This is a genomic window from uncultured Flavobacterium sp., assembly GCF_963925185.1.
GTDB lineage: Bacteria > Bacteroidota > Bacteroidia > Flavobacteriales > Flavobacteriaceae > Flavobacterium.
In genome coordinates this window covers 1-12,437 of sequence record NZ_CAWURC010000019.1, presented here as the reverse complement: position 1 = coordinate 12,437, position 12,437 = coordinate 1, and the positions used below count along the sequence as shown (strand labels likewise).

Below are 12,437 nucleotides of genomic sequence, written 5' to 3'. Positions count from 1 at the left end.
TGTTTTTTGTGCAGTAAAACGGAACAAAAAATGTATCGAGAATCGTTTTTAACGAAATTTTTCTTGTTCTCGATACGATTTTCATACAAAAACTAATCACACCGACTAAAAATTCCCATTAAAAACTAATTACACCCAACGGGTAGTATTAATAATATTCCAGGGCATCAACTTACTTTAGTTAAATTAACTCCATGTTAAAATCAGAAGATGAAAAATGGATGTATTTTGAAGTCGAAAGAGACAGTCAACTTCTGAAATTTAAATTCCAATTGCTGAATGTGTTGTAAAAAAAAAACTTCTTGAAGTTTATCAAGAAGCGTTTAGTGTTAATTTTTTTTAGAAAATTTATTAATCAAGAATAACCTCTCCTTTTATTTTCAAGGCAATTCTTCCATCTTCATAATTTACAGCATTAGATTCAACAGTAATCGTTTTTCTTATTGGCCCAGGAGCCATGTTATATTTTATGTCAATTTTTTCCGTTTTTCCGGGCATAATAGGCTTAGTTGGTTTGGCGGGAACTGTGGATCCAATAGTAGACAAGACATCGTATATAGTCAAGGGTGCATCACCAGTATTCGTAAATTCAAAGGAACGAATACCAGTATCACTTTTTTTCGAGATGGTTCCGTAATCTATTGTATTGTCCTTTGCCTTGAATTCAATCTTTGCTCCAGATTGAGCAAAACCCATACCTGAAATAAATAAAACTGCTATTAGTGTGGCTATTTTTTTCATCTTTTTTTTTTAACTTCATTATAAGTAAATATAGTTTTTTTAATTAAGGGGACAAATTTTTATTTCCCTTTTTATACTGTACTTAATTATTTACTTTTGTTCCCTATTTAAAGTACAAAAACTAGACCAAAGTGAAAATCTTTATCGTTGGAGCATTTATTTGCCCCATCGATTTAAAAATTCAACAATCTGGCTATTAGATTGGTAGCCAAATAATCGATTAAACGAATCCACATAAAATGACAATTCCTGCACAATTCGACGCTAAAACTATTGAAAATAAGTGGTATGACTACTGGATGAAAAATAATTATTTCCATTCAGAACCAGACCAAAGAACACCATATACTATTGTAATTCCTCCACCTAACGTAACTGGGGTTTTGCACATGGGACATATGTTGAACAATACTATTCAAGATGTTTTGATTCGAAGAGCACGTCTTAAAGGCTTCAATGCCTGTTGGGTTCCCGGAACAGATCACGCTTCTATTGCTACGGAAGCCAAAGTTGTGGCCAAATTAAAATCCGAAGGAATCAATAAATCAGATTTGAGTCGGGAAGAATTTTTGAAGCACGCCTATGAATGGACTGACAAATACGGAGGGACAATTCTAGAACAACTCAAACAATTGGGTTGTTCGTGCGATTGGAATCGAACTAAATTTACCATGGATCCGGATATGTCAGCTTCTGTAATTCGTTCTTTTGTCGATTTATATAACAAAGGCTGGATTTATCGTGGCTACCGAATGGTAAATTGGGATCCGGAAGCAAAAACTACTTTGTCTGATGAAGAAGTAATTTATGAAGAACAACAAGGAAAATTGTATTTCCTAAAATATAAAATCGTAGGTAGCGAAGACTTTCTGAAGGTGGCCACAACACGTCCCGAAACTATTTTTGGGGACTCTGCAATTTGTATCAATCCAAATGACAAACGTTTTGCTCATTTGAAAGGGAAAAAAGCCATTGTGCCTATTTGCGGTCGTATTATTCCAATTATCGAAGACGAATATGTTGATATCGAGTTTGGAACGGGTTGCTTGAAAGTGACTCCAGCTCATGATATGAATGACAAAGCTTTGGGCGAAAAACACAATTTGGAGATCATTGATATTTTTAATGAAGATGCGTCGCTAAATAGTTTTGGTTTGCATTACCAAGGAAAAGACCGTTTTGTGGTTCGCGAAGAAATTGCTAAAGAATTAGAAGCAAGTGGAGCATTGGCGAAGACCGAAATCCATTTGAACAAAGTAGGAACTTCCGAAAGAACAAAAGCCGTAATCGAACCGCGTTTATCCGATCAATGGTTCTTGAAAATGGAAGATTTGGTAAAACCGGCAATCCAATCTGTTTTGGTAGATGGCGATATAAAATTACATCCAGCTCGTTTTAATAATACCTATGCGCATTGGTTAAATAATATTCGAGATTGGAATATTTCCCGTCAATTGTGGTGGGGACAACAAATTCCTGCCTATTTCTATGGCGACGGAAAAGAAGATTTCGTTGTTGCCGAAAATATTGAGGACGCCTTGGCTTTAGCCAAAGAAAAAACCAACAACCAACAACTAACAACTAACAACCTTCGTCAAGACGCAGATGCTCTCGATACTTGGTTTTCGTCTTGGCTTTGGCCAATGTCTGTTTTTGGAGGAATTATGGATCCTGAAAACGAAGATTTCAAATATTATTATCCAACAAATGATTTAGTGACCGGTCCAGATATTTTGTTTTTCTGGGTGGCGCGAATGATTACTGCAGGTTATGAATATACAGGCGAAAAACCATTTACGAATGTATATTTAACGGGTTTGGTTCGTGATAAACAAAGACGAAAAATGTCAAAATCTTTGGGGAATTCCCCGGAACCATTAGAGTTAATAAAGAAATTTGGTGCCGACGGTGTTCGTGTAGGATTGCTTTTGAGCGCTTCTGCAGGAAACGATATTATGTTCGACGAAGAATTGTGTAACCAAGGAAAAGGATTTACTAATAAAATATGGAATGCTTTCAAATTGATAAAAGGTTGGGAAGTTTCGGATGCTATCCCTCAACCAGAATCTTCGAAAGTGGCTATTGAATGGTATGAAGCCAAATTGCAACAAACGCTTTTAGAGATTGAAGACAATTTCGAAAAATTCAGAATTTCCGACGCTTTGATGGGAATCTACAAATTGGTTTGGGATGATTTCTGTTCTTGGTTTTTAGAAATGATAAAACCAACTTACCAACAACCAATTGATAGCGTGACTTTGGCAAAAGCTATAGAAATGCTGGAAACCAATATGAAGTTGTTGCATCCGTTTATGCCGTTCTTGACAGAGGAAATTTGGCAATTATTGGCCACAAGAACACCAGATGAAGCTTTGATTGTTTCGACTTGGCCTGAAATCAAACCATTTAATGCAGAATTAATTTCCGATTTCGAAAACACGATTGAAGTGATTTCTGGAATCAGAACGATTCGTAAAGACAAGAATATTCCGTTTAAGGATGCGATTGAATTGAAAGCGATTAATAACGATGCAGCTTCGACTTATTTTGATGCGGTGGTGACCAAATTAGGAAACATCACTTCGCTTGAATATGTTTCGGAAAAAGTGGATGGTGCTTTGTCTTTTCGTGTAAAATCGAATGAATATTTTATTCCAGTTACAGGAAATATTGATATTGAAGCAGAAATTGCAAAACTTACTACCGAGTTGATTTACACACAAGGTTTCTTGAAATCGGTTCAAAGTAAATTAGCTAATGAGAAATTTGTAGCTGGTGCGCCAGAGAAAGTTTTGGCAAACGAAAGACAAAAAGAAGCCGATGCACTTTCTAAAATTGCCACATTAAAACAAAGTTTGGCTGGATTAAAATAAAAATTAGTTCTTTTTTTAAAATAAAATCTCAATTCTGAAATTTCAGAATTGGGATTTTTTGCATTTATTATTATTATTAACTCAATAAAAACAAGAAAATCAAAGGGGATATAATTCCTGCCAAAGCTAGTTTTCATCCTCTTTCTTTAAAACTAAATTTCCCTGCTTTTACCATAAAAGTTCCAGTTATAGCAATGGTAATAAGACCTAAAGCAAAAATGTCAGAGTAGTAAATCCACCAATTAGATTCGTTTTTGTGAATTTTTAGAATTTAATTGATAAAGGGAGTTTTGTTATAAGTGGTGATTTCCCCTTTTCTAGTAGCAATATCAAATTCGGCATCATTTTTCTCGAAGGAAATTTTAAGTTTTCCTTCTTTTATTCTTGATTTTCTAAATTCGTCATTTACCCCTAATTTTGTTCCTAAATCTTTGGCATATTTTTCATCTATTAATTTTTCATCCTTTGGAAAACTATAAGAAACCGCTTTTGTTGCTAAAGTATATTTGTCAGGATCCTAACTTTCACTTTTATTTTTTGTATTTTATTCATTTATTTGATCCATTCGATTGCAACAAATATTTCTGAAGTACTCGTTACTATTTCTCATGAAACGATTTCAATTTTTTTATATAAAAAAAGGGTATTCAAATGGGAATTTGAACAACCTTTTTAGTAAGTATGCTGATATGCTATGTCAATTGTTAATAATTATAAATTATTAATTGGTTTAAGAATTATAACCTTGCCATAATCCCAACATTAATCCCAAAAGGGTGACTAGGTCTTAAGCCAGCAGGTGTTCTTGCAACAGCTTTATCTGAATCTAATAAGTTGATAATATTTGCTGTAAAGCTTACTCTATTAGTTAGATGGTATTTAGCAGCAGCATCAATAATTATGTTATCGTCGATTTTGTAATTTGCCGGAATTTCTCCTTGACCTGCTTTTGTTCTAAATTGGCCAATATATCGAGCGTTTAGGGCTAAACTATATTTCTTGTGTTCTAAATTAGCGGTTAATGCTATTTGGTTTTTAGCAATAAATGGAATTTCATCTCGATAAGTTACAGTTCCCCAACTTGGGCTATTAAAATTTGATTTTAATTCGGTATTGGTATAGGTATAGCTTAATGCAATAGGGAATCTAAATACATTCGATTTATTTAAAACATCATAAGAAGCCGTAAATTCGAGACCACTTACTTTTGCATCACCAGCATTATACAAATCTCCAGTACCACTTCCTCCTCCAGACATAGTATCTGCTCCTTGTAAATTGGAATAATTGTTATTGTAAATAACTATTTCAGATGAAAAGGCATCTTTATTCATACGGAATCCAATTTCGGAATTCAAACTGTTTTCGGCATCTTCACCAGCTTTAGCTCCCGGAGGCGAAAATCCTTTGTGCAAGCTTGCAAAGAGCTTGTAGCTGTCTTTAATATTGTATACTACTCCCATTCCAGGAATCCATACATTTACTTTATTTTTATCTGTAATTAAATTTGCACCAGTTCTATTTGAATCTAATTTCCCGTAATCTTTGTTTGTTATACTTATGTTTTCGTTTCTTAATCCTGGTGTTAAAATGAAATTAGCGAAAGTTAAATTGTATAAAATATGGGATGCTATTGATTTGGCACTTTGAATTCTATTAGAATCACTTCCGCCAATTCCATTATTGGTTTGGTTCATGAATTTATTTTGAATCGAGTAACCATCAACCCATTGGTATCTGTCTTCATAATCTTCGTGGTATCGAACACCAAATTCAATATCATGTTTTACTTTTTCAGATTTAAATTTATAATTTCCTATAGATTGAGCTCCTTGAGATTCATATTTTCGGTTGTTTGCTTTGACACGTAATGCATTAGCAATGGTGTTACTATTTCCTGTAATAGCATCGTATTCTCCTGAATATTTAATAGGGTCTGCTAATATATTTGATATGGAAACCGATACTATTCCAAGATTTACAGCATCTAGTTTGTACCAATTTCTAGAAAAAGTATTTCTATATGCTTTTGTAGTAAACGTTAAATTTTCTGTGGGTCTGATGTAATGAGTGGCCATTAATTGAAAATGATCTGTTATTAGATTATCTTCATTTGAACCCAAATATCTTAAGTAAGGATTGGTTTTGAAATCAGTTTCAGCAAGCCCTAAATAAGTTTCGTTTGATGTGTCTTCTGAATATTGCACTTTCATCGTCAGCGATTGGTATATTTTCGCATCTAAATCAGTGTTCAAACGAAATTTGGCAACATAGTCGTTGGCATCAAAACCTGTTTTTTTGGAACTGTAATCCATATCCATAAAACCGTCTGAATTTCGATTGTTATATTCTACTAAGTAGGCAAAATTTTTGAAATAATCCCCAATGTTGGTATAGAAATGTTTAGTATTGTTGCTGCCATAAGTAGCACTTATGTTTCCAGAAAATGTGCTTGGGATTTGCGTTGACACCATATTCAAAGCTCCGGCAGTTGTATAAGGACCGTATTGAATTTGACTTCCTCCTTTGATGATTTCGAAAGCCTTCATTCGCCCAACAGTAGGGAAATAATAGGCCGAAGGAGCAGAATAGGGAGCAGGTGCAATAAGTACACCGTCTTCCATTAGTGTTATTTTGGAACTTCTGTCAGGGTTTGTTCCTCTCATTCCTATACTTGGTCGTAAACCAAAACCATCTGTTTCTTGAATCGTTACTCCGGGTACATTGATTAAAACTCTGGAAATGTCATCTTGTTTGAATACTTTTAAATCGGCTTCTGAAATATAAAATGAAGATCCAGCTTTGTTTTTTGTTTTAAACGTATTGCCAATTATTGCATCAGAATTAATAACAACTTCAGACAATAAATTTATGGTGTCTTTTTTAATTTCTTTTTTTTGAGAAAAACTCAAGAGTGACATTGAAATACATGCTAGGGCAAATACTTTTTTCATTGTGTAAACTTATTTTATATAATAATTCGTTAAAGTTATTTAGAATTAATAAAAATAACGATGCAAATATAAAAACCATATCTTGCTTATCAAAACTATTTAGAATAATTATAAATAAGAAATTGTAGATTTATGAATTTCACAGAAATGTAAAGTATTCTGCAATAGAATATTTTTATTTTTTAGGAAAATAGTACGATTTATATAAATAAAATAGCATTTTAGTTCATTTTAGTCATTGAATATTTTGCAGAACTAGGTTTTCCTTGAACTATTCCAGAAATATAAATTTCTAAACTATCATTCGTAATCAGCGAATAAATGATTTTTTGTGGATAATCATTTTTTGGATTTTCGAAAACGAATTGATTTTCAGTTGATGCTATTAAGTTAAAAGTAACTGTTTCATCATTGTTTTGACCTCCTATGGTTGATAAATAAAAAACTTCATCGGCTTTTTGTTCTAATTGGATGGTTTCAAAATGCAGGGTGTCTTTTCCTTTTATAAAATAACTTGCGCCGTCATAAATGCTATCGTTTGTCTTTTTCCAAATTTCCAATAGTTTTCCATCGGCTGTTTTGTTTTCCCATTTCCCTAGAAGCCAATCGGCAACTACAATTTTAGAAGTTTCATTTGATTTGAAACAAGAAGTAAGGGTTAAAACCAAAATAAATAATTGCGCGATTTTTTTCATGATGTATAAATTCAATTGTTCTTTTAATCCATGCGAAATTAGGAAAAAGATCGCAATTAGCCCAGATAGAAGTGGAAATCCTCCCGATTTTTTTTTCGGGAGATTACAACGGATAGCTGGATTAAGCTCCTAAAAAACATACAAATTATTCTTAAAAACTTTCTTTCAGAATCATATAAACCAATTCTTTGGAAGGTTTTTGATCACCTAGTTTCGCTCTAACGACATCAAACGGTACTTTAAAATCGCAGCCTGATTTATAATCGCAGCAGCCATAAGCGGTATTTCCTTTGAGAATGGTTCCTTTTTTGCATTTGGGGCAAGCCAACGCTTCCGAGATTGGTTTCGCAGCTATTCTCTTTTCTTCTAATTTAAGTTCAAAATTTTCATCAAAGCGTAGCAAACCTTCCACCGTTCCGGATTCTGTTTTGAAATCTTTTAAATTTACGGTTGATCCTTTTTGGAGTAATCGCAAGTATTGATTTTCTGATATTTTTTTATCGGCAAAAGTATACGGCAATACAAAACGACAACCCGCCTTGTAATCGCCACATCCATAAGCTAATTTACCTTTAATGAGTGTCGCTTTTTTACATTTCGGACAAACTTCCGCTAGTATTCCTTCCGCTTTCTTTTTTTCGACAACCGCTTCTTGTTTCTGAACACTTCCTGCATGCGAAATGTTGGCACGCCGGGTTTCACTTCGTACTTCATACACTAATTCTTCAACCATTTGTTTCATATTCTTAATGAAAGCACCTGCAGTAAAAGTTCCTTTTTCAATGTTTTTCAACTGTTTTTCCCAGGAACCGGTCAATTCTGCCGACTTGACCAACTCATTTTGAATGGTATCAATCAATTGAATTCCCGTTGGTGTTGGCAAAACCTGTTTCTTGTTTCGAACGATGTATTGACGTCTGAAAAGCGTTTCAATAATATTAGCTCTTGTTGATGGTCGACCAATGCCGTTTTCTTTCATCAACTCTCGGAGGTCTTCGTCGTCAACCTGTTTGCCCGCGGTTTCCATGGCGCGCAACAAGGTGGCTTCGGTAAACTGGTTGGGTGGTTTGGTTTCCTTTTCCAAGAACGAGGGTTCGTGCGTTCCTTTTTCACCCACAACAAAACTCGGCAATAGATCCGCTTCTTTTTCCTTGGCGTTTGGGTCTTCGAAAACGACGCGAAATCCTTTTTTCAAGATTTCTTTTCCTGTGGTTTTGAAGGCGACATCGGCTGCTTTCCCAATTACGGTCGTATTGGCTACCAGACAATCGTCATAAAACACGGCAATAAAACGTCTTGTGATTATATCATATACTTGTTGCTGATTGTATTGCAAATTGCTTTGCATCCCTGTCGGAATTATCGCGTGGTGATCGGTTACTTTCTTGTCGTTGAAAACCTTGGTCGATTTTTTAATCTTTTTTTCCAAAAGAGGTTGCGTCAAGGCGGCATAATTGGTCAACTTTTGCAGGATGCCGGCCACTTTTGGATAGACGTCGTTGGGCAAAAACGTGGTGTCGACTCTCGGGTAGGTGACCACTTTTTGTTCGTATAAAGTCTGAACGATTTTAAGCGTTTCGTCTGCTGTGAACCCAAATTTCGTATTGCAATAGACTTGCAAGCCTGTTAAATCAAACAGTCTGGGTGCAAATTCATTGCCGTTCTTCTTTTCGACGGAAACAATTTCAAACTCGCTTTCCTTGACTTTATGGGCCAAAATTTCGCCATCTTCCTTTTTCAAAAAGCGTCCTTCTTCATAGCTGAAAAGCGTTTCTCGATACAAGGTTTGCAACTCCCAATACGGTTGCGGTTTGAAATTCTCAATTTCTTTAAAACGGTCCACAACCATTGCCAAGGTTGGGGTTTGTACCCGTCCAATAGACAATACTTGTTTGTAGCCACCGTGTTTTACGGTGTACAAACGGGTCGCATTCATACCCAACAACCAGTCGCCAATAGCTCTCGAAAATCCGGCGTAATATAAATTATCGTAGTTGGCAGATGGTTTCAAGTTCTGGAAGCCTTCCTTGATAGCTTCGGTTGTTAAGGACGAAATCCACAAGCGCTTGACTTCGCCTTTGTAATGGGCTTCGTTCATCACCCAGCGCTGAATGAGTTCTCCTTCTTGCCCCGCATCCCCGCAGTTGATGACCAAGGTCGCTTTATCGAATAAACTTCGTATGATTCTAAATTGCTTTTGAATCCCCGAATTCTCGACCACCTTGGTTTCAAATTTCTCGGGAAGCATGGGCAGATTGTTCAAATCCCAACTTTTCCAGTGTGGTTTGTAATCGTTGGGTTCTTTCAAGGTGCACAAATGACCAAAAGTATAAGTTACCTGATAGCCATTGCCTTCGTAATAGCCATCGTGTTTGGTATTCGCTCCTAGAACGGATGCGATTTCGCGGGCTACACTTGGTTTCTCGGCAATACAGACCTTCATTTGTATATAGATTTTTATTTGGTTTCCCGTTTGCACGGGAATGGACTTTGAAGCTGCAAAGTAGGAATTTAGAAATTGGTATTAAAAAGAAATCTTTAGGAGTTATCAACGGTTAGGTGAGTGGAGTTTTTTTTAGGAGCAGAATCCCTGTGTTTTTGAGAACTAGTCGTCCTGCTGTCCGCTGTATCTCTTCGCTGCGTTACGAGGATGCCGCTTCCATCAGGGCTATAGATTAGGCTTTATTTTAATTCAAATAAATTCCTCCCCCAAGAGTTATAAAATTATAATTAGGAGTGCCCATTTTTAAATGCTCAAATCCTAATGAAGAAAAGAATCTTTTGTTGTGATATCTCATTTGAATATCATATAAATTAACTGGATTCCCATTGATGGCACTCCATTTAGCATGAGCCGATACGCTTATTTTGTGGCTAAAAAACATTTCCGTGTTTATACCAACCGAAACGCCTGCTTTTTTCACTTCATTACCTATATAACTGGTTCCCACAGTCCATCCCAAGTTAAAATTTTCTAGACGCACTCGATCATATCCTACATTGAAATAGAATACAGAAAGCCGATCTGTAGTAAGATCTAGTTTATTTTTTTCAAATATTTGATGAAAATCACTCTGTAAATAAAAATAATGAGAGGGACGAATTTTTACTTTTAAATGATTGCCATATAAATGATTATTACTGTACAGCAAATGGTCTTCAATGTCAAGGCGTATATCTTTTTTTGGCGAATCTGAATTTCCATAGTTGCCCGATTCGACATTGTAATAAGGATAATCAGTTAAATTATTATTCAGATGTTGTTCGTTTCCATAATCTCCTATAAAACTAAAAAAGGCTAATCTTGGAACTACGAAGAACCAAAAAGTAGCATCATCTGTGTCAAAATACCTATCAGAATTATTTGATCTACCGCTATCATTGCTATTTTGTCTTGAAGAATGGGATCTACCATTCATTTCGTTTTTTGATTGATCTATTTTTGATTGACTAAAGGAACTAAAACTGAGGAACAAGATAAGAACATATAAGTAATTTTTCATATCAATTTTATTTTAGGTAAATATATAGCTTGTTGCCTAAAATACTTATAAAACGAACTAAGTTTTTTTTTAAAAAACGCTCTACTTTAAATTAAGGTATTACGTAAAACCGTAAGCGAAGTCTTTTTTTGCAAATGTCCTATCGTATTAGTAGTAAAAAGCCTTAGAGAACAAAAAACGGATTAAAGTTTAAAGTTTCTACCCAAGAATTTGTGTTCTTAGCGATAGCCTTATGCCTTTGAGTTTAATTTTTTTTTCAGCCCAAATACAGCTTTCAATTGGTTGGAATAAACTCTTAAACAACTTTAAACTTTAAACAAAAAAACCGTATTTTTGCACTCCAAACTGAATAACGATTTTTGATGAAAATAACAAAAACGTGTTAAGAGGTTACTTCTGCCCTTGGGTAATAAATATAAACTAGAAGAAATAAAGGAATTAGAATATGTTAGACAGACTTCAAATAGTAAAACAGCGTTTCGACGAGATTTCGGACTTGATTATTCAGCCCGATGTAATCAGCGACCAGAAACGGTATGTGCAATTGAACCAGGAATATAAAGGATTGAAAGCCCTAGCCGAAAAGCGGGACGAATACGTGCTTTTGATGGCCAATATTGATGAAGCCAACGAAATCATTGCCGATAATAGTGATGCAGATATGACCGAAATGGCTAAGATGCAACTCGATGAAGCCAAGGAAAGATTACCCGAACTAGAGGAAGAAATCAAGTTTTTGTTGATTCCGAAAGACGAGGAAGACGCTAAGAATGTAATGGTCGAAATTCGTGCCGGAACGGGTGGCGACGAAGCCAGTATTTTTGCGGGCGATTTGTTTAGGATGTATACTAAATATTGCGAAAATAGAGGGTGGAGAACTTCGGTAGTGGATATGAACGAAGGCACTTCGGGCGGTTTCAAAGAGGTGATTTTTGAAGTTACAGGCGAAGATGTTTACGGAACCTTGAAGTTTGAAGCTGGTGTTCACCGCGTGCAACGCGTACCGCAAACGGAAACGCAAGGCCGTGTTCACACCTCGGCAGCGACGGTTATGGTGCTTCCGGAAGCCGAAGAATTTGACGTTCAAATTGATATGAATGATGTTCGTGTCGATTTTTTCTGTTCGTCAGGACCTGGTGGACAATCGGTAAATACGACCAAATCGGCAGTTCGTTTGACTCATATTCCAACAGGTTTGGTAGCGCAATGTCAGGATCAGAAATCGCAACATAAGAATAAAGACAAAGCATTGGGCGTTTTGCGCTCTCGTTTGTACGAACAAGAATTGGCCAAAAAACAAGCCGAAGACGCTACAAAACGTACTTCACAAGTGAGTTCTGGTGATCGTTCGGCAAAAATAAGAACTTATAATTATTCGCAAGGTCGTGTAACAGATCACCGCGTTGGATTGACATTGTACGATTTAGGAAATATAATGAATGGTGATATTCAGAAAATTGTAGATGAATTACAATTGGTGAATAATATGGAGAAATTAAAGGAAGCGAGCGAGGTTTTTTAAAAATATATTAGATTCAACCCGTTGGGTGTAATTAGTTTTTAATGGTAATTTTTCGTCGGTGTGATTAGTTTTTATAAGAAAATCGTATCGAGAACAAGAAAAATTTCGTTAAAAACGATTCTCGATACATTTTTTGTTCCGTTTTACTG

At 35.4% G+C, this 12,437-nt stretch carries 7 protein-coding genes; 2 read left to right on the top strand and 5 right to left on the bottom strand.

Annotation, left to right across the window (positions count from 1 at the left end; genetic code table 11):
- Positions 1-351: 351 nt before the first annotated feature.
- Positions 352-741, bottom strand: coding sequence for a DUF1573 domain-containing protein (locus AABM59_RS04765; protein ID WP_338407833.1), 390 nt, complete (start codon positions 739-741; stop codon positions 352-354).
- A gap of 239 nt (positions 742-980) precedes the next feature.
- On the opposite strand from AABM59_RS04765, the gene AABM59_RS04760 reads away from it, so the two are divergent.
- The gene (locus tag AABM59_RS04760; protein WP_338407832.1) at positions 981-3,614 is read left to right on the top strand and encodes a valine--tRNA ligase; all 2,634 of its coding nucleotides are present in this window, start codon (positions 981-983) and stop codon (positions 3,612-3,614) included.
- A gap of 737 nt (positions 3,615-4,351) precedes the next feature.
- Here AABM59_RS04760 and AABM59_RS04755 read toward each other — a convergent pair.
- The 4 genes from AABM59_RS04755 to AABM59_RS04740 all read right to left on the bottom strand — a co-directional run bounded on the left by AABM59_RS04755 (position 4,352) and on the right by AABM59_RS04740 (position 10,766).
- Complete coding sequence (locus AABM59_RS04755; protein WP_338407831.1) at positions 4,352-6,568, bottom strand: TonB-dependent receptor; 2,217 nt, start codon at positions 6,566-6,568, stop codon at positions 4,352-4,354.
- Positions 6,569-6,789: 221 nt separating this feature from the next.
- Entirely contained in the window at positions 6,790-7,263 is a 474-nt protein-coding gene (locus AABM59_RS04750) for a DUF6265 family protein (RefSeq protein WP_338407830.1), read from the bottom strand.
- 151 nt (positions 7,264-7,414) lie between these two features.
- Positions 7,415-9,706 (bottom strand): DNA topoisomerase 3, encoded by a 2,292-nt coding sequence (locus AABM59_RS04745; RefSeq protein WP_338407829.1) that lies wholly within the window; start codon positions 9,704-9,706, stop codon positions 7,415-7,417.
- A gap of 244 nt (positions 9,707-9,950) precedes the next feature.
- Positions 9,951-10,766, bottom strand: a complete 816-nt coding sequence (locus tag AABM59_RS04740; RefSeq protein ID WP_338407828.1) for a hypothetical protein — start codon at positions 10,764-10,766, stop codon at positions 9,951-9,953.
- Between the two features lie 445 nt (positions 10,767-11,211).
- Between AABM59_RS04740 and prfA the strand changes: the two genes are divergently transcribed.
- On the top strand, positions 11,212-12,288 hold the full coding sequence (gene prfA / locus AABM59_RS04735) for a peptide chain release factor 1 (RefSeq protein ID WP_338407827.1): 1,077 nt from the start codon (positions 11,212-11,214) through the stop codon (positions 12,286-12,288).
- Positions 12,289-12,437 lie beyond the last annotated feature (149 nt).

Coding starts and splice junctions, on each gene's coding strand:
- AABM59_RS04765 (WP_338407833.1), bottom strand. CDS start 741: ATGAAAAAAATAGCCACACTAATAGCAGTTTTATTTATTTCAGGTATG.
- AABM59_RS04760 (WP_338407832.1), top strand. CDS start 981: ATGACAATTCCTGCACAATTCGACGCTAAAACTATTGAAAATAAGTGG.
- AABM59_RS04755 (WP_338407831.1), bottom strand. CDS start 6,568: ATGAAAAAAGTATTTGCCCTAGCATGTATTTCAATGTCACTCTTGAGT.
- AABM59_RS04750 (WP_338407830.1), bottom strand. CDS start 7,263: ATGAAAAAAATCGCGCAATTATTTATTTTGGTTTTAACCCTTACTTCT.
- AABM59_RS04745 (WP_338407829.1), bottom strand. CDS start 9,706: ATGAAGGTCTGTATTGCCGAGAAACCAAGTGTAGCCCGCGAAATCGCA.
- AABM59_RS04740 (WP_338407828.1), bottom strand. CDS start 10,766: ATGAAAAATTACTTATATGTTCTTATCTTGTTCCTCAGTTTTAGTTCC.
- prfA (WP_338407827.1), top strand. CDS start 11,212: ATGTTAGACAGACTTCAAATAGTAAAACAGCGTTTCGACGAGATTTCG.